This is a genomic window from Fictibacillus phosphorivorans (assembly GCF_023715845.1).
In the GTDB taxonomy this organism is placed as follows: domain Bacteria; phylum Bacillota; class Bacilli; order Bacillales; family Fictibacillaceae; genus Fictibacillus; species Fictibacillus phosphorivorans_D.
On record NZ_JAMBOR010000008.1, the window covers coordinates 73,670 to 94,592 of the forward strand.

The following is a 20,923-nucleotide window of genomic DNA, read 5'->3' on the forward strand; positions in this document are numbered from 1 at the left end:
GTTAATTGTGGACAACTTGTTGACAAATTTCTTAAGAATCTAAAGCATAGGCTAAAAGTTCCGCTCCTGATGATGCATTATTTTTTACATGATCGGCATTTTCAATATGTGGAGGCACTTTATCTTTTGGAATCACCTTAAAGGACAGCGCTTCAAACATTTGCACCGCTTTTGTGAGTAAATAAAGTGTTTCGACTCCTTTGTCTTTAGAGTATACCAAAATTTTATCGATGAGTTTAAGGAGAAGGGATTCAGATGAATATTTCTGCTTCAATACGAAAGAACGCAGCAATCCGTCGTTCCCGATTCGTTCAAGCCCTACCGTTCCAATGGTTTCACCCTCTTCATTCACCACGACTAGATAGTTCTCGATGCTGTCTTTGATTCCCTCTGACTGAAGTCCAGCTTTTCCAACAAGCTGCAATAAATCTTTTGCCTCATGTTGCATCGCCTGTCTTAAAATAATCGTCATCTTCAACTCTCCCCTGTTCTTTTTATACTAACAGCCTCACGCTGCAGTTTTTCACTCTTCATTTGGACAGATCAGGTTTCCTGCCGCCCTGCTCGATGGCTTTTTACATAAACGGTTAAAAAAAGAAGGCATACCTTTTAGGCTTACCTTCTTCGTTTTCTATAATCTATGAAAATAGGGAGGAACTTATGCACATTTTAAGAGAATAACGATCCGACGGCGCTTACGAGGCTATCAAATAACTCTATGACAAAGAATTTCGTCTGGATGCCTTCTGCTTCTTCACTTTCTGCTGCAAATGCATTTTTTTCAGTTTCATCTGCAGAAGCCGTGTCCTCGGCTTTATCATTTTGGCCATCTTTGTTTTCTTTTACAGCATCACCGTTTTCAAAGTCTAAGAAACATAATGGCGGGAAAAGCACACACCACCAGTTCTTTCCTTCTCCTTCTCCAAGGGTAATCAGCACGGCTTCGTATTTACCTGCCGGGTAGATATAATCGCCATACATTTTCGTAGGAAACGCTACTTTGTTCAGTTCGACTGAGAATGTTTTCTCTACGCCTGCTTCATCAAGCTTATCCTGAACGATCGCTTCGATCGCTGGAAGCTGTTTGCGGATGATTTCACGCGCTTCTTCAATGGTTGATAATTCATCTACCCACGTTGTGATCTGTGCGTTTACTTCATCACGGATTTCACGCTTCAGCTTTTGGTCCGTAACTGAATTACTGTTTGCTAGTATGCGAAGTCTGATCGATTCTTCTGGTATTTTAACAGAGGCATTCATCGTCGCGTTTGCCACTTTCGTTTGTGTTTCAAAAAATAAGAAAATCACCGCTAAAGATATAAGAATAAGAATAAAGAAATGATTGCGTTTTTTCATTGTTTTTTCCTCCCCTTCGTCTCTAACCACAGTTTGGTCAGTGTGAGAAAAAAACATACTAGTAAACTACTAAAATCTTTTCTGCCTGTTTCGACAAAGGTTTGTTTAGCTTCTTACTAGAAAAGATTACCAACTTGCTTTGCGCTAAAATGCATGTTACCTTATATGTGTAAACGGTTACATATCAGGAAGGGAGGCAAAGGTTCTGGCTACCATTCGAGATGTTGCAAAGGAAGCAGGCGTATCGGTTGCGACGGTTTCTCGTGTTTTGAATGAAACAGGATATGTTCACGCTGATACACGAAAACGCGTTACCGAAGCGATGAAGCAATTAAACTACAGCCCCAATGAAGTGGCCCGCTCCCTTTATAAGAAAAAATCAAAGTTAATCGGCCTCTTGCTGCCGGATATTACGAATCCCTTCTTCCCACAACTTGCAAGAGGTGTGGAAGATGAACTGCAAAAGGGTGGCTATCGAATCCTTTTTGGAAACAGTGATGAGAACGATGAAAAAGAACTCGATTATTTAAACACCTTTATTCAGAACAATGTCGTCGGTATCATCTCTGCGACTACAAATAAAAGCAAAACGAATTATGCTAACTTGTCCATCCCTGTCATCTTTTTAGATCGGACATCGAGCGATTATCCTTCTGTCTATGCAGACGGTAAAGAAGGCGGCCGGATCGCTGCCAACGAAATCGTGAAGCGCGGCAGTAAACGCATCACCCTTCTAAAAGGGCCTGCTCATATAGAACCGGCACAAGATCGGTTTCAAGGTGCATTAGAAGAGTTAAGCCGGTCAGATATCGATTTTCATGTGATGTCCACTACCTCATTCGCTTTTGAGGATGCGGAAAAATGGGCAAAAGAGCTCTTTTCCATGTATCCAGACACAGACGGAGTGCTCGCTAGCAATGATATTGTGGCAACAGCCATCCTTCACGAAGCGCTGAGACTTGGGAAAAAGATACCTGAAGACATCCAGATCATCGGATTTGATGATATTCCACAGAGCAGTTTGCTGTTCCCTTCCCTTTCGACGATTCGCCAGCCGGCATACGAGATGGGAAAAGAAGCAGCTAAACTTTTGATCAAACATATGGACAAAGAACACATACATCAGCAGCAGATTCAGCTGCCGGTAACTTTTATTGAAAGACATACAACAAGAAAGGTTGATAACAATGGTTAAGATTGCAGTGATCGGAAGTTCTTCGATGGATCTCGTCGTCACTTCTGAAAAACGTCCAGGTGCAGGTGAAACGGTTTTAGGTACGTCCTTTAAAACCGTCCCAGGTGGAAAAGGAGCCAACCAGGCTGTTGCAGCCGCACGATTAGGTGCAGACGTGTCGATGCTCGGATGTGTGGGCTCCGATCATTACGGAGTGGCTATTTTAAATAACTTCAAAGAAAACGGTGTTGATGTAACCAATGTGGAACCGGTTACAGATACAGAAAGCGGAACAGCTCATATCATTTTGGCTGAAGGTGACAACAGTATTGTCGTCGTAAAAGGCGCAAACGACCACGTGACACCTGAATATGTCGGTACATCGCTATCCATTATCGAAAAAGCAGACATGGTTCTGATTCAGCAAGAGATTCCTGAAGAAACGGTCGAGTACGTGAGTGAACGCTGTAAGGAGTACGGGGTACCTCTTTTGTTGAACCCTGCCCCCTCTCGACCGATCTCAGAAAAAGTCATCGAAAATGCCGCTTATCTGACACCGAACGAGCATGAAGCAGCCGTATTGTTTGATGGTTTATCGATAACGGAAGCTTTAAAGCGGTACCCGAACAAAATTTTTATCACAGAAGGAAAACAAGGTGTCCGCTATTTTGACGGTAAGAAAGAAGTGCTTGTTCCTTCTTATGAAGTGGAAGCTGTCGATACAACGGGAGCAGGAGATACATTTAATGCCGCACTGGCTGTTGCATTAGCCGAAGGAAAAAACATCACAGACAGCCTTCGATTTGCAAATCGCGCAGCCTCCCTCTCTGTCACAAAATTCGGAGCACAAGGCGGTATGCCATACAGAAAAGAAGTGGAGGAAACATTATGAAGCGTCATGGTATCCTAAACAGTCATATCTCAAAAGTCCTGGCCGATCTCGGGCATACGGATTCAATCGTCATTGCAGATGCGGGACTGCCGATTCCTTCACATGTTCCGCGTATTGACTTAGCCCTGATCCTTGGTGTCCCTAGCTTTGAAGACGTGGTAAAAGCCGTAACGGATGACATGATCGTAGAAGAGATTATCTTGGCGAGTGAGATCAAGGAAAATAACAAAAAAACGCTTCAATCTATGAATCAGACTTTTTCAGATAAAGAGATTGAATTTGTACCACACGAACAATTTAAAGAACTTACAAAGAACGCCAAAGCGGTTATTCGAACAGGTGAAGTTACTCCGTATGCGAACTGTATTTTAAAAGCAGGCGTCATCTTCTAGAAAGGAGTGGTTGGGATGCATATCCAGATGAATGATATTTACAAAGCATTTGGAACGAACCAAGTATTATCCGGAGTAGATTTTGAACTCCAAGAAGGCGAAATTCACGCTCTCATGGGTGAAAACGGTGCAGGAAAATCTACCATCATGAACATTTTAACAGGTCTTCATAAAAGAGATTCAGGAACGATTTTGATCGATGAACAAGAAAAATATTTTGATAATCCAAAAGAGGCAGAGAAACATGGAATTGCGTTTATTCATCAAGAGCTGAACGTTTGGCCGGAAATGACGGTCCTTGAAAACCTCTTTATCGGTAAAGAGCTACGCACAACGTTCGGTCTTTTAAAAACAAAAGAAATGAAAGCGTTGGCAAACGAACAGTTCGACAAACTTGCTGTAAACATTCCTTTAGACAAACAAGCGGGTCTCTGTTCAGTCGGTCAGCAACAGATGATCGAGATCGCAAAAGCGCTGATGACAGATGCAAAAGTGATCATTATGGATGAGCCGACCGCTGCTCTTACGGAACGTGAGATCGAAAAGCTGTTTGAAGTTATCAACGCTCTTCGGAAAGAAGGGGTTTCAATCGTTTATATCTCCCACCGGATGGAGGAGATCTTCGCGATCTGTGACCGTATTACCGTGATGCGTGACGGAAAAACAGTCGATACGACATTGATTTCTGATACCAACTTTGATGAAGTGGTTCGTAAAATGGTTGGCCGTGAACTGACCGATCGTTTTCCAGAGCGGCATTCGAGTGTCGGTAAAATGATGCTTGAAGTTAAAAATGCTTCAAGGAACGGCGTCTTCGAAAATGTAAGTTTCTCCGTGAAATCTGGTGAATTGGTTGGTATCGCAGGTCTTATGGGAGCTGGCCGCACGGAAATCATGCGTGCATTGTTTGGACTCGATAAGCTCGATAGTGGTGAGATTTGGCTTGATGGCAAGAAGATTGAGATCAAAAATCCTTCTGAAGCTGTAAAACGAGGCATTGGTTTTATTACTGAAGACCGTAAAACAGAGGGGCTTGTTCTCGATTTCACCATACGGGATAACATGGCTCTTCCGAACTTAACAAGTTTTTCGAAAAAAGGCTTCATCGACGATAAAACGGAAAATGAGTTCGTTGATCTCTTGATAAAAAGGCTGCGTATTAAAACACAATCAGGTGAAACGAACGCGAAAGACCTTTCAGGCGGTAATCAGCAGAAGGTTGTAATCGCGAAATGGATCGGCATTGGACCGAAAGTATTGATCTTAGACGAACCAACACGAGGGGTTGATGTAGGGGCTAAGCGTGAAATCTATCAGTTGATGAACGAACTTACCGACCGCGGTGTCGCAATAATCATGGTCTCTTCTGAACTTCCTGAAGTGATCGGGATGAGTGACCGGATCCTCGTGGTGCATGAAGGCAAGATCAGCGGTGAGCTAAGTAAGAACGAAGCAACGCAAGAAAAAATTATGACGTATGCAACGGGAGGACAGTAACGATGAAAACATCAGCTGCAAAAGTTAATCATTTTGATAACATTAAGCAGAAACTCGGACCTTTCCTAGGTTTAATCATCCTAGTCGTGATCGTTTCGGCTTTGAATCCAAGTTTTTTAGAACCACTAAATCTACTAAATCTGCTTCGCCAAGTGGCGATTAACGCACTTATTGCATTTGGTATGACATTCGTAATTTTAACAGGAGGCATCGATCTTTCTGTCGGATCGATACTCGCGCTCTCTAGTGCTTTAATGGCAGGCATGATCGTATCGGGAATGGATCCGATGCTTGCGATCTTAGTCGGCTGTCTGCTTGGAGCTGTGATGGGAGCGATCAACGGGCTTTTGATTACAAAAGGCAAAATGGCACCCTTTATCGCAACATTAGCGACAATGACGATTTTCCGTGGTCTGACACTCGTGTATACTGACGGAAATCCGATCACAGGTCTTGGAGAAAATTATTTATTTCAGCTTTTCGGTCGCGGGTATTTCTTAGGTATTCCAGTACCTGCTGTTACGATGATGCTTACCTTTGCCGCCTTTTGGGTGATTCTTCATAAAACACCTTTTGGCCGTAAGACGTACGCGATCGGCGGAAATGAGAAAGCCGCGATCATCTCTGGAATTAAAGTAACAAAAGTTAAGGTCATGATCTATTCTCTCGCAGGACTACTTTCTGCACTCGCAGGAGCCATTTTAACATCACGTCTGAACTCCGCACAGCCCACAGCAGGAACATCCTATGAACTTGATGCCATCGCTGCCGTTGTGTTAGGCGGGACAAGCTTATCGGGAGGACGTGGCCTGATCGTTGGTACGCTGATCGGTGCATTGATCATCGGTACACTAAACAACGGTCTGAACCTATTGGGTGTCTCCTCTTTCTTCCAAATGGTTGTAAAAGGTGTCGTGATCTTGATCGCTGTATTAATTGACCGTAAGAAAGCAGCATAGGAGGGTTTCAGTTGAAAAAAGTATTCATATTCATTCTATCGTTGTCGGTGTTTCTTTTAGGAGCTTGTTCAATGGAACCTCCTTCATGGGCAAAACCATCGAAAAAAGGTGAAGGAGAAAAAATTAAGATTGGCTTATCTGTTTCTACTTTAAACAACCCATTCTTCGTTTCATTGAAAAATGGCGTTGTAGAAGAAGCAAAGAAACAAGGAGCTGAAGTGGTAGTGGTTGACGCACAGAACGACTCTGCGAAACAAGTAAATGATGTAGAGGATCTTTTGCAGCAAGGTGTAGATGCCTTACTGATCAACCCAACAGATTCAGCAGCTATTTCAACAGCTGTTCAATCCGCTAACAGCGTCAGTGTTCCCGTTGTGACGCTGGACCGCTCTACAGAAAAAGGTGATGTCGCATCGTTCGTCGCCTCTGATAATGTAAAAGGCGGAGAGATGGCAGCCGATTATATCGTAGAACAAGTTGGTGAAGGTGCTAAAATCGCTGAACTGGAAGGTGAACCAGGTGCATCTGCCACTCGTGAACGTGGTAAAGGATTCCACAACATCGCAGATCAAAAGTTAGACGTTGCTGCAAAACAATCGGCTAACTTTGACCGTACAAAAGGGTTGAACGTCATGGAGAATCTGCTTCAAGGAAATCCAGATATTAAAGCTGTATTCGCTCATAATGATGAGATGGCATTAGGAGCACTTGAAGCCATAAACAGCTCTGGCCGTGATGTGATCGTTGTTGGCTTTGACGGTAACGAAGATGCTGTAAAAGCGGTTGAAGCCGGTAAGCTCGCTGCAACAGTCGCTCAGCAGCCAGAACTAATCGGGAAACTAGCAGTCGGAGCAGCATCTGACGTATTAGCCGGCAAAAAAGTAGAAAAGAAGATATCCGCACCGCTTAAACTGATGGTAAAAGAATAACAAAAAGGCTGACTCTATCGCTTGAAAAGCTTAAGAGTCAGCCTTTTAATTGTAGGGGGACAGACCCGGGTCTGTCCCCTTTTCCCAAATTATTTCCCAATCACAGCAAACACCATGCGGTCCTTGCCGCTGATATCATATTTCACATAAACAGTCGCAGCCGGGAACGTATCTTTCAACATACTCGCAACCGTTGCTCCCTGCCCTGCTCCTACTTCAAAGCCAACTAAGGCTCGATCCTTCAATACGAGCGGCAGCTCTTCCATGAATCTTCTATAAAAGTCGTATCCATCCTCCCCACCGCTTAACGCGCGCATCGGTTCCTTATCTTTTACGATCGTATCGAGAACCTCGATCTCATGAATAGGTATATAGGGAGGATTTGATACCACGACGTCGAGCTTAATTCCTTTATCGATAAAAGGTCTCAGCAGATCGCCGTGCAGAAACGTAACGTCTGCTCCGAGCTTTCTCGCATTCCCACGTGCGACTTCAATGGACTCTTTCGCAATATCCACTGTGTATACGTTTAAACCCTGATTTTCAAGCGCCATGGTTACAGAAATCGCACCACTTCCTGTTCCGATATCTGCAACAGCCACTGGTTCATCGCTTGGAAAGTGATCCACGATCAAAGTCAACATATGTTCCACTAACTCTTCCGTCTCAGGGCGGGGAATCAGAACTTCTTCATTTACCGAAAACGTGCGGCCGTAAAAATCTTCCCGGCCGGTAATGTATTGAACCGGTTCACCGTCAACATGACGCTGAACGGCTGATCTTAACGATTCATACGTTCCTTCACTTAACGGATCGTGAAGACGCATCAGCATATCCGTTCGGCTGACATCACCGAGTACATGCCTCATCAGAATCTCTGCGGCAAAAGCTTCCCGATTATGGTCTGCTAAAAAAGAAGAAGCCCAGGCGAGGGCTTCGTGAACTTTCGTACTCATTTTACGCGTCCGCCTGTGCTTTCATTTTGCTTGTTTGATCTTCTGTGATAAGTGCTTCTACAAACTCATCCATTTTACCAAGAAGGATCTGATCAAGCTTTTGGATCGTCAGGCCGATACGGTGATCGGTAACACGGTTTTGCGGGAAGTTGTACGTACGAATACGTTCAGAACGGTCACCTGATCCAACCGCACTCTTACGTGTCTCATCGTACTCTTTTTGCTTTTCTTGCTGAATCTTATCATATACACGCGCACGAAGAACCTTCATCGCTTTTTCTTTGTTTTTGATCTGTGATTTTTCATCCTGACACGATACAACCGTGCCTGTAGGAATATGTGTTAAACGAACCGCTGATTGCGTCGTATTAACAGACTGCCCTCCAGGACCAGAAGATGTGAACGTATCAACACGAACATCTTTTTCATGGATTTCGACTTCTACCTCTTCTGCTTCCGGAAGAACCGCTACTGTAGCTGTGGATGTATGGATACGTCCGCCAGACTCAGTTGACGGTACACGCTGAACACGGTGTGCCCCGTTCTCATACTTCATCTTCGAATAAGCGCCAGCACCGTTGATCATAAAGATAATCTCTTTATATCCACCTAATTCTGTGTAAGAAGCTTCGATGACTTCAGACTTCCATCCTTGCATTTCCGCATAACGCGTGTACATCCGGTATAGGTCACCAGCAAATAATGCAGCCTCGTCCCCACCTGCAGCACCGCGGATTTCCACGATAACGTTCTTGTCATCGTTCGGGTCTTTCGGAAGCAATAAGATTTTCAACTTGGCAACATACTCTTCGATCTGATCAGAAAGACCAGAGATCTCTTCTTTCACCATGGCTGTCATTTCAGGATCAAGCTTTTCCTCAAGCATCATTTTGGCCTCATCCAGCTGTTCTTTTGCCTCTTTATATTCACGGTAAACCGCAACAGTCTCCTGAAGGGAAGATTGTTCTTTTGAATACTCACGAAGTTTGTTCGTATCATTAATCACTTCAGGGTCACTTAATAGTTCATTCAATTTATCATAACGCTGTTCGATCGTCTCTAAACGTTCTAACATGGTTTTTCACCTCTGCTTTATATGCATAACAGTATAATTATAGTCGTTATCCGCTAAACTCTCAATGTTTTTCAGCAAAATGCTGCTTCAACAGTGTAACTATTTTCAACTGGTTTGATTCCATTTTTTCAACGAAATCTATGATAAACACACTCATAAGCTGCAAAGATAGCTTCTCTACTCCAATTATCCCTTTTATTATAAATTTGATCACGATTGGTTTAAAGTTTTTTAATAGTTTGGATGTAACGATAGATTCCTAAGTAAGATAGCATAAAGATAGCATAAAAAAGAGGCCCCCATACAGGGACCTCTTCAAGGATCAGTTATCTAGTCGCTGCGTAAACATCGATTACGCCTTTACCGTAATAGAATGCATCGCCTAACGATTTCGCTGTATTCACGAGCTTTTGACGAACTTGAACGTTCGTAAGACCTGGGTTTCCAGCCATAACGAGTGCTGCTGCTCCTGCTACGTGAGGAGAAGCCATCGATGTTCCATTGTAGCTAGCATAACTGTTGCCTGGAACGGTGCTCGAAATGTTTACCCCTGGTGCCATGACTTCAAGCTCAGCTCCTACACTTGAGAATGATGCTCGGTTGTTGTTGGAATCAACGGCTCCAACTGCCATAACCGAAGCATATTTAGCCGGATAGCCGATTGTATTCTGCTTTCCTCTTGTACCTGAGTTCCCTGCAGCCGCTACTACAAGAACCCCAGCGTTATATGCATTATCACAAGCTTGCTTAAGCGCTGTGGAACCAGAGCTTCCGCCTAAGCTCATGTTGATGACATCCATATTGTTTGAAACAGCCCACTCAATTCCTTGAATGATGCCGCTGTATGTTCCGCTTCCAGAACTATCTAATACTTTTACCGCATAAAGGTCAGCTGAATAGGCTACACCTAGAACACCTGTCGTGTTATTAAGTGCGGCAACTGTACCCGCAACGTGTGTACCATGGCTGTTTCCATCTGTCAGTGCATTCAGCTCACCTGGAACGAAGCTCGCACCTCCGCGAACATTTAGATCAGCGTGGCTAGCATCGATTCCTGTATCTAAGATCGCCACTTTTACACCTGAACCTGTGTTTCCAGTTGCGTGGACTTGGTTTGCTTTAATATGTGTAATGCCCCATGGTGTGGTTTGAGCTGTTGCATATGCCATGTGATCTTCTTCCACATAAGATACATTCGGGTTTTTCTTAAGCGCTTCTGCTGCCGCCTCTGGCATAGAAACAAGCATCGTATCCATGAATTTGAATTGATGCTTAACTTGTCCACCCATCTTTTTAACATCGTTTACCTGAGCTGTTTGAATATCTGTTTTAAAACCAACGAGGAAGTTTTTCGGTCCTTTATCAACCGGTGCTGCAGATGCAGAGAAATGGAGATTTCCTACCAATAAGGATAGGACAAATAATAAACTGAGCATAGCACTAAACGTGCGTAATGCGGTTTTTTTCATTTCTTTTCCCCCAATCATGATTTTATAACAATCAAACCATGTACTCTTGGTGGTCAGGTCCCGGGCCCGTATGTATATTTCTGAATTGTTTGACTATTACTGGATTATTGTACCACGATTGGAGATTTCAAATATTGGGAAAAAACCGTTCAATGATACGAAACGAACGACTTTAATAAAGAACGATTTTCCCAAGTCTATCCAACTCCAAAAACTGTTATAATAAAAGTTTTAAGTTTTCTTTAATAAAGACCTTCTGAAATTTTCTGCCAGCTCTTTAACATCCATCAGCTGCTGGATCTTGATAGGATCTTTTTCGAAACCGTATTTGATATTGTTCGTTTCTGTTACCGTAAGGCCACGGGGGTGTTTTTCGGTTCGTACCATCTCATCTCCTGTTGTGACCATGCCTTCCTTCAAAACACGAAGGTAGTATCCCGTACGGCCAGTGTCCACGATTCTTTTTATCATATCAGGACGACAAATGATGGACGCTAACGTGTTACACGGTTGTCTCGGCTGTGTAATCTGAACGATCGCCTCCCCCATCTGAAAGACATCTCCAATACACACCTCATCTTCTAATAAGCTAACAGATGTAATATTTTCTCCGAACGAAGGAACCACAAGCGGTGAATCCAGCTGCAGTTCAGAATTCCATTTTTCATAGTATTCAAAAGGGTACACACAAACCGCTTGATCTTCCCCTCCATGGTGAACGGTATCTCCTACCCCATCATCCTCAAAATGCGTTTTATAGAGGAAAACGGGATCCTTTTGGGGAACTTTATGATAACCGGTAAAAAAAGATCTGCCCGATGCTGTAACTTGCTCAGGAAGCTTGATATTTAAAGAAACTACTTTACCTCTCATCATCCTCACCTCGAAAAAAAGCATAGCATAGGACAAAAGGAAATTAATAGGAGAAAATATTTTTTCGTAGCTGTTCATAGTCTAAGCGCTCTTGATTTATTCGAATCGCTTTTGTAAGTTCTTCAATAATCACTCTTTCATCCGTAATTACATTGAACACGTAGGGAATGGTCGCAAAATGCCCAAAAAAGTGCGTACAGCCTACATAACGAGGGTTATCCGTATGTTTATCCGTCTTGTATTTTATAATAAAATTCCCCATTCCTTCATAAACGGGGTCTAAAGGTTTCTCAGCTAATTTTTTCAGCAATGTATGGATCGGCTGAATAGGAGCATTCCAGTCCGTTCCGTTTGATTTGATCTCAAGCACACAACCACCTCTTTCTCTATATCATATTTCGTTTTTTGAACAGACTTCTTGTTGGTCTATTACTATATTGGCAATGCTTTTAGGGACTTTACGTTAATTTCTTAGTGTGATGGGAATACTATACTGTTAGATACATGGAGAGGAGCTGACATAATGAAATATTGCATCATTGGAGGAGACGCAGCCGGGATGAGCGCTGCTATGCAAATGGTTCGAAACATAGAAAAGGCCGATATTACCGTTCTAGAAAAAGGCGGGATCTACTCATACGGACAGTGCGGTCTCCCTTATGTTGTCGGCGGTCTGATCCCCTCAACCGATAAATTGATCGCACGAAGCATCGAGACATTCCGCGAAAAGTACGGAATCGATGCACGTACTTTTCATGAAGTAAATAAAGTTGATACCACTTCTAAAACCGTTTCAGGAATCCATACAAAAAGTGGAGAACCTTTTGAGGTCACTTACGATACGCTTCTTATCGCGACCGGGGTGAGCCCTTTCATGCCTAAAGAATGGACAGGTATTCATTTGAACGGAATCTATCCGTTAAAAACGATTCCTGATGCAGAAGAACTGATGGCTGGACTTAACGATGTTCAGCATATAACGATTATCGGGGGCGGATACATAGGACTTGAAATGGCCGAAAACGTGGTTAGACTCGGAAAAAAGGTGCGCATCATTCAGCGCGGCAAACAGCTCGGAAGCATCTTTGATGAAGATCTTGCACCACTGATCCATGAAGAAACTGAAAAACACGGAATCGAACTATGTCTGGAAGAAGATGTGATCGGCTTTAAAGGGGATGATCATGTCCAATTTGTAAAAACCGCAAAAAAAGACTATCCCACGGATCTTGTCATCGCAGCAGTCGGTGTAAAACCGAATACGGATTTTCTGAATGACACAGGGATCACGTTGAATGAACAAGGTGTGATCGTCGTTAATGAACGAATGGAAACAAATGTGGAAAATGTTTATGCGGCAGGTGACTGTGCTACCCATTATCACCGGATAAAAAAGCTGAACGATCATATCCCGCTCGGAACCACCGCAAACAAGCAAGGTAGAATCGCTGGACTGAACATGGCAGGCATCGATAAGACGTTTAAAGGCATCGTCGGATCGTCAATCATTCAATATATGGATCTAACTTTAGGCAAAACAGGTCTTTCCAACAAAGAAGCGAAAAAACTCAAAATTCCTTATGACGACATTCGCATCACATCAAAAAGTCATGCCGGTTACTATCCGGATGCGAAGAAACTCGAAGTAAAATTAACGTACCATAAAGAAACAAAAAAACTTTTAGGCGGTCAGATCATAGGGGCTGAAGGTGTAGATAAGCGGATTGACGTTCTAGCAACAGCGCTTTATCACGAGATGGATGTTGATGAACTGATTGATCTTGACCTGTCGTATGCTCCGCCTTACAACGGCTCGTGGGATCCCGTGCAGCAAGCGGCGAGACGAATAAAATAGCACTTAAAAAAACCGGTCTTCTGCAGAGGACCGGTTTTTACATTTAATTATTGTTTGAATTCTGGTTACCTGTGTGATCTGGTTTATCGGGATCACGCTGGGGTTCTACGTCCTCGTTAGACCGTTCCTTCTTTTCTTGTTCCGGAGAATCCTCTGACTTTCTTTTATCAACCATTACAATCCCTCCTCTCATCAGATACGTACTTTATTTCCCTATCAGATGAGAAGAAAACATGGAAAGTGGATAAGAAATTTTAGGAATCGATCTTTAAGGAGTAGTTATATCTTGGAACAGTACGTTCTACTGCATTTGTAATTTTTCGATATAAAGCAGATCGTTCACTTTTGGACATCTCATGGGGCACGTTTACATGAATGTGCGCATAGTTCCCGTTGATGGTTACCAATTGCGGATTGATTCCCGAGACATCTTTTACGGTTTGACGAATCAAATCCTGATCATCCGATAAATCAAATCGCGTTTGATTCATGCTTCGATAATCACTTGGATTCATGTTCGTATCAAAACTGTAGTTGATGCGGGGTTCGTTTTTAGTCATGTGATAATTTATAATTCCGTGCCCAAACATGTTGTCACGGATGTCCCCATTTTCCTCATAAGCTGCCGGTTCCGTTTTTGCCCCTTCTTCTTTATACGACTGCATAGGAGAACAAGCCGTAACAAGCAACACTAAAAAGGGCATAAAAATAGCCTTTTTCACTAAAAACACCTCCCATACCTTTAGGATTTCCTGAGCAAGAAGGGTTTATGAACAAAAAAGGAATCAAAAAACCCGAGAGCCACAACTCTCGGGACAAAAAAATTTAGTTAGATCGTCCTTCCAAGCCCTCTACGCCTGAAAGAAGATTTCTTTTTTTACCTGGAACTTCATGACAATGACGGCAGCGGGGCTCGTACGATTCTGATGCTCCGACTAAAATAACCGGATCATCATAAGAAGCGGGCTTCCCGTTGATCAAACGCTGTGTACGGCTTGCAGGAGAACCGCAAGACATGCAGATCGCTTGAAGCTTCGTCACGTGTTCAGCAAGAGCCATCATTTTAGGAACTGGCCCGAAAGGCTCACCTTTAAAATCTTGGTCTAACCCAGCTACGATTACTCGCAAACCTTGGTCAGCAAGCTCTTGAGCGACTGGAATGATATCTTCATCGAAGAATTGCACTTCGTCAATGGCTACCACTTCTGTTTCAGGCAGTACATTTTTCAAGATTTCTACCGATCGTCCAACAGGTTCAGCCATCACTGCCGTACCGTTATGAGAAACAACCGATTCTTCGCTATAGCGGTTATCAATCAGCGGCTTGAACACCTGTACTTTTTGCTTAGCATATGTGGCTCTTCTGACACGGCGAATCAATTCTTCTGACTTCCCAGAGAACATGCTTCCGCAAATTAATTCGATCCAGCCATTTTGTTTCATCACATACATGGCTTGCTCCCCTTTCACAACAATCTTCCCTTAGTATGTACGTAATTTGTTCTTACAAATAGGGTGTTATCTTATACATGGCGGCTCTTTGAAAGTAGTTGATTTCCGCTCCAGGCAGATAATACCCAAGAAAGCCCCAATCTTTTGTAGCCTACAAATACGTTCTTTTTCGGAGCGATTAACTCCTTTTAAAGGACAAAAATTAAAGTTTTAAGCGTATAAAAAACCCGGCCCATCAACGGACAGTTACCGAGTTTCAAATCAAATCATATCTATTCTATAAAGAAAAAAAGGGCAAGAAAGACTCCTGCCCTTTTGCTTGCAACAAATTACTTAAGGTTGTATTTCTTCTTAAAGCGGTCAACACGTCCACCAACATCAGAGAACTTCTGACGTCCTGTGTAGAACGGGTGAGTATCAGAACTTACATCCACTTTGATTACTGGATATTCGTTTCCGTCTTCCCATTTCATCGTCTCGTTAGAATGTAACGTAGAACCAGAAAGGAAGCTAAATCCGCTTTGAGCGTCAACAAAGATAACCTTCTTATAATTCGGATGAATTCCTTGTTTCATGTCAATTTCACTCCTTCTGCCCTGCTTCCTCTGCGGAATCAGAGTTAAATAAACACATAAAAACAGTATAACAGGGACAAATCCCATTTGCAACCATACTTTTTCCTTAGTTGGTCACTGTTTTAACGCGCTTTGTGGCACCTTTTTTCTCCGACTCAAAAAGCTCAAAAAATTCTTCATTATTTTCCGTTTTACGCATACGTTTCATGAATTTATCTACGAAATCGAAAGAGTCATCCATCGTCTTACGGATCGACCATAATGCTTCAAGATGATCTTTTGCGATAAGCATCTCTTCTTTTCTTGTACCAGAACGGCGAATGTCGATCGCAGGGAAAATACGGCGTTCAGCCAGCTTGCGGTCTAAGTGTAGCTCCATATTACCTGTTCCTTTAAACTCTTCGTAAATCACATCGTCCATACGTGAACCTGTATCTACAAGAGCAGTAGCTAGAATCGTTAAGCTCCCGCCTTCTTCGATATTACGGGCCGCACCAAAGAATCTCTTCGGACGATGGAACGCTGCAGGATCGATACCACCAGATAAAGTACGTCCGCTTGGCGGGATAACCAAGTTATACGCACGTGCTAGACGTGTAATGCTGTCGAGGAGAATGACAACGTCTTTTTTGTGTTCAACCAATCTCATCGCACGTTCTAAAACAAGCTCCGCCACTTTTATATGGTTTTCAGGCACTTCATCAAAGGTTGAACTTACAACGTCTCCTTTTACAGAACGCTCGATATCTGTTACTTCCTCTGGGCGCTCATCGATCAACAACACAATCAGTTCCGCTTGCGGGTTGTTTGTCGTTACACTGTGTGCGATCTCCTTCAATAAGCTTGTCTTACCTGCTTTTGGAGGAGCGACGATTAATCCACGCTGACCAAAACCAACGGGTGCCATCATGTCAATGATACGTGTCGAAATGTTATTGCTTGTTGTCTCCATAACCATTTTCTTTTCAGGATAAAGGGCTGTCAGAGCAGGGAAATGCACTCTTTCCTTAGCCGTCTCAGGGTCTTCTCCGTTAACCGCATTAACCTGTAAAAGTCCGTAATATCGTTCGTTTTCTTTTGGAGGACGAACTTTACCCGAAACTTTATCTCCGTTTCTAAGATCAAACCTGCGGATCTGTGACGCAGATATGTAGATATCTTGTGAGCTTGGAGAATAGTTGATCGGACGCAAGAAGCCGAATCCTTCGTTCGGAATGATCTCCAATATCCCTTCCATGAATGAATAACCATCAAGTTCTGCTTGTGCTTTTAAAATAGAAAACATTAATTCCCGTTTCGTCAGTTTTCCGTAATATTGAATATTGTATTGTCTCGCAAGCTCATAAAGCTCTTTTAATTTCTTTGTTTCTAATGTAGCTAAATCAATCCCCATAGTGACACCACGCTTTTCTTATTTTACTATTTATTGTTGTTGCTGAAATTTTGGGATTTATATACGTTGAATTGGTTTTGGTAAATGGAAGGAGTTTAGGGTTTTAAGGTTAGTGGGCTGAAGAAATTTTTATCCTAAATGAATCATACTTCTTATTTTAACCACAAATATGTTCTTTAATCAAGTTATGACAATTCGCCTGCCTAGCCTTCCCTCCGAAAGCGATTTGGACGTCAGCCTCACGAAACGGAGGGGCAACCTTGTTTTTTACTACTTTAATCTTGGTTTTATTCGCTACCACTTCTGTTCCGTTCTTTACTTGTTCTTTACGCCGAACATCAAGACGAATGGTGGAATAAAACTTTAACGCACGACCGCCTGGCTGTGTTTCGGGGTTACCACAAAGTTTCTTCCTCCCCCTGTTACGGACGAGCGAAACCACTGATTATTCTTTTCATAGATGCACGTGTAATACAATTCAGTTTTGTAAACGTACTCCTAACAAATTCGTCCAGCATGTCGCTCGTGATGTTTTCATAAGACGTTTGATTGTGATTCATGATCGCATCAAACGATAAACGCCTAACAGCTTTTAAAAAACCCTTACCCCGACAATTTTAATCCACCCCATAAAAAAAGTCCCAGCATCTTTTTTTTACATAAAAACGTTGAATTATCAGTATTCCCCAACATTATCCGACTAGTCATTTCTTACCTTTTTGCGCCTTTACGCCTCATATCAACAAAAAAAGTTTGTTATGATGGTGTAAAGTTTCAAACATTCAGAAAATGGAGGTGCATCATGCCGCAACCCACACGTTGGATGAAACTATTAAAGATGTGGATTTCGATACCCCGCGCCTATCGGATGGGATTCCTAAACGTACTCACGTTAGGGCTTCTTGTCTGGTTTTTTAGTCAAGGGATATCAAAGGTCTACGGAATGTTAACAGGTTCATCCACTCTCACGACACCTACGATAATCGCAGCACTTATCGCATCTCTCATCATTTTATGGGTGCTTGTAAAGTATTCCAAACAACCGAATAGAAAGGAATCGCCGCCATATTGATACAAGGCGGGCTTCCACCTGAGGTTGCCATCACAACGGCTAGATACATCGTCATCGTGTTTGGCTTGTAAAACAAAAAGGATACTGGAAAACCAGTATCCTTTTTGTTTATGTTTATCACCCGTTCTCCCTCTTATATGCCCGTTTGTAACGGTCGAGAGGGCGTTTCAGTGTGTTAAAAATCATTCTTTCTTCTTCATTTCTGTCCTTACTGTCATCGAACGTTAGTTCATGACCCCGTGTATCGGATGTGGAAAAGAAAAATAAACAAGAGATAGAAGCAGAAGAGGCATCTACCCACAACCTTCATTAATGGTTAAGGGTGAAGCCGTCCTCCCACAGAAAGAAAGAACGGAACCTGTCAAAAAAATCGAAGAAGAATCGTCTGCCCCACTATTCCCATAAACGATCCATATAATAGAAAGACCGGACGCATTGTCCGGCCTTTTTCACCTCTTAAGGTTTGATTACTAGATCTGGCTTTTTCTTCAGACTATGTCTGCCGTCGATGAAACGAACTGTTCCTGATTTTGCACGCATAACAACAGATTGAGTCGTTCCAGTAGATCCGTCAAAGCGAACACCTTTTAATAACTCACCGTCCGTTACACCTGTTGCTGCAAAGATCGCATCGTCCCCTTTTACAAGGTCATCCATGTATAATACGCGGTTCACGTCATTGATCCCCATCTTTTTGCATCGTGCTAATTCTTCATCACTTTGAGGAAGAAGCTTTCCTTGAAGCTCTCCGCCAAGGCACTTTAAGGCAACAGCGGCGATTACGCCTTCAGGTGCTCCACCTGAACCGAATAAAATATCTACACCTGTATCATCGAATGCTGTATTGATCGCAGCGGCCACATCACCATCAGAGATCAGCTTGATTCTTGCACCCGCTTCACGGATATCTTGAATAATCTGTTGATGACGTGGACGGTCTAGAATAACCGCAACTAAGTCTTCAATATTTTTATTTTTCGCTTCTGCTACTGCTTTTAAATTATCAATAACAGGTGCGTCGATGTCGATTTTCCCTACGCTCTCACGTCCGACTGCAATTTTGTCCATATACATGTCAGGTGCGTGAAGCAAGTTTCCATGGTCAGCAACCGCCAGAACAGCTAGTGCGTTCCATGTTCCAGATGCCACGATGTTTGTCCCTTCAAGCGGGTCAACGGCAACATCTACGCGTGGCCCATAGCCCGTTCCCAGCTTTTCACCGATATAGAGCATAGGCGCTTCGTCCATTTCTCCTTCACCGATCACAACCGTTCCTTTCATAGGAACCGTGTCAAAAACATTTCTCATAGCTGTTGTTGCTGCATCATCTGCTTCGTCTTTCTTGCCTCTTCCCATCCAGCGTGCTGATGCTAGAGCTGCCGCTTCTGTTACACGAACAAGCTCCATTGATAAACTTCTCTCCATAATGTGGTCCCCTCCCCAAACTTAAAACGCTTACATATTTATCCTTAAGAAAAATCACCGGTTGGGTGATTTCTCTTTTTTACACTTATGAGTTCTTCATTTCTTCCATTTCTTCTACATCCATATTTTCACGCCACACTTTAGCTCCAAGTCCTTTTAACTTTTCTACTAAAGATTCGTAGCCGCGGTCAATATGCTCAAGGCCTGAAATCTCCGTAACACCTTCAGCCATGAGACCGGCTACAACAAGCGCTGCCCCTGCTCGAAGGTCAGAAGCTTTTACTTTTGCCCCTTCAAGCTTTGCTGGCCCATTTATTATAGCAGAACGGCCTTCAACTTTCACATTCGCTCCCATTCGGCGAAGTTCGTCGATATGTTTAAAGCGTGCACTGTAGATCGTATCTGTTACAATGCTCGTGCCTTCTGAGCTTGTTAAAAGCGATGTGAACGGCTGTTGAAGATCTGTCGGGAACCCTGGATAAACGAGCGTTTTGATATCGACGCTCTTTAGAGGGTCACTCCCTCGATAAACAAGAATTTGATCGTCTTTCGTTTCGATGAAAACGCCCATTTCTCTAAGCTTGGCGATCAGTGATTCTAAATGCAGCGGAATAACGTTATCGATTAAAACCTGCTGCCCCATGGAAGCTGCTAAGATCATGTACGTTCCGGCTTCGATACGGTCTGGAATGATAGAGTGACGGCATCCGTGCATCTTTTCGACACCATCGATACGAATGACGTCTGTTCCTGCTCCTTTGATCTTTGCACCCATGCTCGTTAAGAGCGTAGCTACATCGATAATTTCAGGTTCTTTCGCTGCATTCTCAATAATCGTCTGCCCTTTTGCTCTTACTGCTGCAAGCATGATATTGATCGTTGCTCCCACACTTACAACATCCAGGTAAATGCGTGCGCCAACAAGCTCATCTGCGCGTAGATAGATCGCACCTTGCTCGTTCGTCACTTTTGCACCAAGCGCTTCAAAGCCTTTGATGTGCTGGTCGATCGGACGTGGTCCAAGGTTGCACCCACCTGGCAAGCCGATTACCGCTTTTTTAAAACGCCCAAGCATCGCACCCATCAAGTAGTAAGAGGCACGAAGCTTTTTTACCTTTCCGCTCGGAAGAGGCATCGCAATCATCTTTTCAGGGTTAACCGTAAGCGACTGATATTCATCCAGGTAAGCTTCTCCCCCGATTTCCTCTAACAAATCACGCAGGATACGAACATCTGATATGTTAGGCAAACCTTCAATGGTAACGGTTGATTCTGCTAATATCGTAGCGGGGATTAAAGCCACCGCACTGTTTTTCGCTCCGCTTACTTGGACCGTTCCTTCTAGAGGATAGCCCCCTTCAATCATCAGTTTTTCCATGGTAAACTCCTTTCAGTAAGAGTCACAAAGACCATCGTAATTGTGAATATATTACCAGTTTCGTTAATTTTATTATTTACCAAAATTTTCTTTGCCATGTATTATTTTGGTAGTCAGTTGAACATTGTTGAGAGATGTTGATTTCCACTTCAGGATACTCGCTTGCAGGGCGTGCGGTGAGCCTGCAGGAGTCTCGCACCT

At 43.1% G+C, this 20,923-nt stretch carries 23 protein-coding genes; 8 read left to right on the top strand and 15 right to left on the bottom strand.

Annotated features, from left to right (window positions below; genetic code table 11):
• Window positions 1-31: 31 nt before the first annotated feature.
• Window positions 32-472, bottom strand: coding sequence for a hypothetical protein (locus M3206_RS08310; protein ID WP_251312052.1), 441 nt, complete (start codon window positions 470-472; stop codon window positions 32-34).
• Window positions 473-669: 197 nt separating this feature from the next.
• Window positions 670-1,356, bottom strand: a complete 687-nt coding sequence (spoIIR, locus tag M3206_RS08315; RefSeq protein WP_251312053.1) for a stage II sporulation protein R — start codon at window positions 1,354-1,356, stop codon at window positions 670-672.
• 205 nt (window positions 1,357-1,561) lie between these two features.
• On the opposite strand from spoIIR, the gene M3206_RS08320 reads away from it, so the two are divergent.
• From M3206_RS08320 to rbsB, 6 genes are all read left to right on the top strand, one after another.
• Entirely contained in the window at window positions 1,562-2,551 is a 990-nt protein-coding gene (locus M3206_RS08320; RefSeq protein WP_251312103.1) for a LacI family DNA-binding transcriptional regulator, read from the top strand.
• The gene (gene rbsK / locus M3206_RS08325) at window positions 2,544-3,422 is read left to right on the top strand and encodes a ribokinase (RefSeq protein WP_251312054.1); all 879 of its coding nucleotides are present in this window, start codon (window positions 2,544-2,546) and stop codon (window positions 3,420-3,422) included. The genes M3206_RS08320 and rbsK overlap by 8 nt, the downstream gene beginning before the upstream one ends.
• Complete coding sequence (rbsD, locus tag M3206_RS08330) at window positions 3,419-3,814, top strand: D-ribose pyranase (RefSeq protein WP_251312055.1); 396 nt, start codon at window positions 3,419-3,421, stop codon at window positions 3,812-3,814. The genes rbsK and rbsD overlap by 4 nt, the downstream gene beginning before the upstream one ends.
• A 15-nt stretch (window positions 3,815-3,829) precedes the next feature.
• Window positions 3,830-5,311: a sugar ABC transporter ATP-binding protein gene (locus M3206_RS08335; protein ID WP_251312056.1), complete on the top strand. Its 1,482-nt coding sequence runs from the start codon at window positions 3,830-3,832 to the stop codon at window positions 5,309-5,311.
• A gap of 2 nt (window positions 5,312-5,313) precedes the next feature.
• Window positions 5,314-6,270, top strand: coding sequence for a ribose ABC transporter permease RbsC (gene rbsC, locus M3206_RS08340; protein WP_251312057.1), 957 nt, complete (start codon window positions 5,314-5,316; stop codon window positions 6,268-6,270).
• Window positions 6,271-6,341: 71 nt separating this feature from the next.
• The gene (gene rbsB, locus M3206_RS08345) at window positions 6,342-7,199 is read left to right on the top strand and encodes a ribose ABC transporter substrate-binding protein RbsB (protein WP_251312104.1); all 858 of its coding nucleotides are present in this window, start codon (window positions 6,342-6,344) and stop codon (window positions 7,197-7,199) included.
• 89 nt (window positions 7,200-7,288) lie between these two features.
• On the opposite strand, the gene prmC is transcribed toward rbsB, so the two are convergent.
• From prmC to M3206_RS08370, 5 genes are all read right to left on the bottom strand, one after another.
• Window positions 7,289-8,155 carry a peptide chain release factor N(5)-glutamine methyltransferase gene (gene prmC / locus M3206_RS08350; protein WP_251312058.1) on the bottom strand — a complete coding sequence of 289 codons (867 nt, stop codon included), beginning with the start codon at window positions 8,153-8,155 and terminating at the stop codon, window positions 7,289-7,291.
• 1 nt (window position 8,156) lies between these two features.
• Window positions 8,157-9,230 carry a peptide chain release factor 1 gene (gene prfA, locus M3206_RS08355; protein ID WP_251312059.1) on the bottom strand — a complete coding sequence of 358 codons (1,074 nt, stop codon included), beginning with the start codon at window positions 9,228-9,230 and terminating at the stop codon, window positions 8,157-8,159.
• 326 nt (window positions 9,231-9,556) lie between these two features.
• Window positions 9,557-10,699 (bottom strand): S8 family peptidase, encoded by a 1,143-nt coding sequence (locus tag M3206_RS08360; protein WP_251312060.1) that lies wholly within the window; start codon window positions 10,697-10,699, stop codon window positions 9,557-9,559.
• 231 nt (window positions 10,700-10,930) lie between these two features.
• Window positions 10,931-11,572, bottom strand: coding sequence for an MOSC domain-containing protein (locus M3206_RS08365; protein ID WP_251312061.1), 642 nt, complete (start codon window positions 11,570-11,572; stop codon window positions 10,931-10,933).
• Window positions 11,573-11,615: 43 nt separating this feature from the next.
• Window positions 11,616-11,942, bottom strand: coding sequence for a hypothetical protein (locus M3206_RS08370; RefSeq protein WP_251312062.1), 327 nt, complete (start codon window positions 11,940-11,942; stop codon window positions 11,616-11,618).
• 153 nt (window positions 11,943-12,095) lie between these two features.
• Between M3206_RS08370 and M3206_RS08375 the strand changes: the two genes are divergently transcribed.
• A complete protein-coding gene (locus M3206_RS08375; RefSeq protein ID WP_251312063.1) occupies window positions 12,096-13,427 on the top strand; it encodes an FAD-dependent oxidoreductase in 1,332 nt (443 codons plus the stop codon).
• A 43-nt stretch (window positions 13,428-13,470) separates the two neighbouring features.
• Here M3206_RS08375 and M3206_RS08380 read toward each other — a convergent pair whose 3' ends face one another.
• The 6 genes from M3206_RS08380 to M3206_RS08405 all read right to left on the bottom strand — a co-directional run bounded on the left by M3206_RS08380 (window position 13,471) and on the right by M3206_RS08405 (window position 17,289).
• Window positions 13,471-13,602 carry a 3-methyladenine DNA glycosylase gene (locus M3206_RS08380; RefSeq protein ID WP_251312064.1) on the bottom strand — a complete coding sequence of 44 codons (132 nt, stop codon included), beginning with the start codon at window positions 13,600-13,602 and terminating at the stop codon, window positions 13,471-13,473.
• Between the two features lie 79 nt (window positions 13,603-13,681).
• Window positions 13,682-14,149, bottom strand: a complete 468-nt coding sequence (locus tag M3206_RS08385) for a hypothetical protein (RefSeq protein ID WP_251312065.1) — start codon at window positions 14,147-14,149, stop codon at window positions 13,682-13,684.
• A gap of 103 nt (window positions 14,150-14,252) precedes the next feature.
• Entirely contained in the window at window positions 14,253-14,879 is a 627-nt protein-coding gene (locus tag M3206_RS08390; RefSeq protein ID WP_251312066.1) for a thymidine kinase, read from the bottom strand.
• 329 nt (window positions 14,880-15,208) lie between these two features.
• The gene (locus M3206_RS08395; RefSeq protein ID WP_066293975.1) at window positions 15,209-15,454 is read right to left on the bottom strand and encodes a type B 50S ribosomal protein L31; all 246 of its coding nucleotides are present in this window, start codon (window positions 15,452-15,454) and stop codon (window positions 15,209-15,211) included.
• A gap of 106 nt (window positions 15,455-15,560) precedes the next feature.
• Window positions 15,561-16,847: a transcription termination factor Rho gene (gene rho / locus M3206_RS08400; RefSeq protein ID WP_251312067.1), complete on the bottom strand. Its 1,287-nt coding sequence runs from the start codon at window positions 16,845-16,847 to the stop codon at window positions 15,561-15,563.
• 157 nt (window positions 16,848-17,004) lie between these two features.
• Entirely contained in the window at window positions 17,005-17,289 is a 285-nt protein-coding gene (locus M3206_RS08405) for a hypothetical protein (RefSeq protein WP_425590717.1), read from the bottom strand.
• A 360-nt stretch (window positions 17,290-17,649) separates the two neighbouring features.
• Here M3206_RS08405 and M3206_RS08410 point away from each other — a divergent pair, with 360 nt between their 5' ends.
• Complete coding sequence (locus M3206_RS08410) at window positions 17,650-17,919, top strand: hypothetical protein (protein WP_251312068.1); 270 nt, start codon at window positions 17,650-17,652, stop codon at window positions 17,917-17,919.
• Between the two features lie 456 nt (window positions 17,920-18,375).
• Here M3206_RS08410 and glpX read toward each other — a convergent pair whose 3' ends face one another.
• Together glpX and M3206_RS08420 are read right to left on the bottom strand one after the other, a co-directional pair.
• The gene (gene glpX / locus M3206_RS08415) at window positions 18,376-19,344 is read right to left on the bottom strand and encodes a class II fructose-bisphosphatase (RefSeq protein WP_251312069.1); all 969 of its coding nucleotides are present in this window, start codon (window positions 19,342-19,344) and stop codon (window positions 18,376-18,378) included.
• Window positions 19,345-19,429: 85 nt separating this feature from the next.
• A complete protein-coding gene (locus tag M3206_RS08420) occupies window positions 19,430-20,722 on the bottom strand; it encodes a UDP-N-acetylglucosamine 1-carboxyvinyltransferase (protein WP_251312070.1) in 1,293 nt (430 codons plus the stop codon).
• Window positions 20,723-20,923 lie beyond the last annotated feature (201 nt).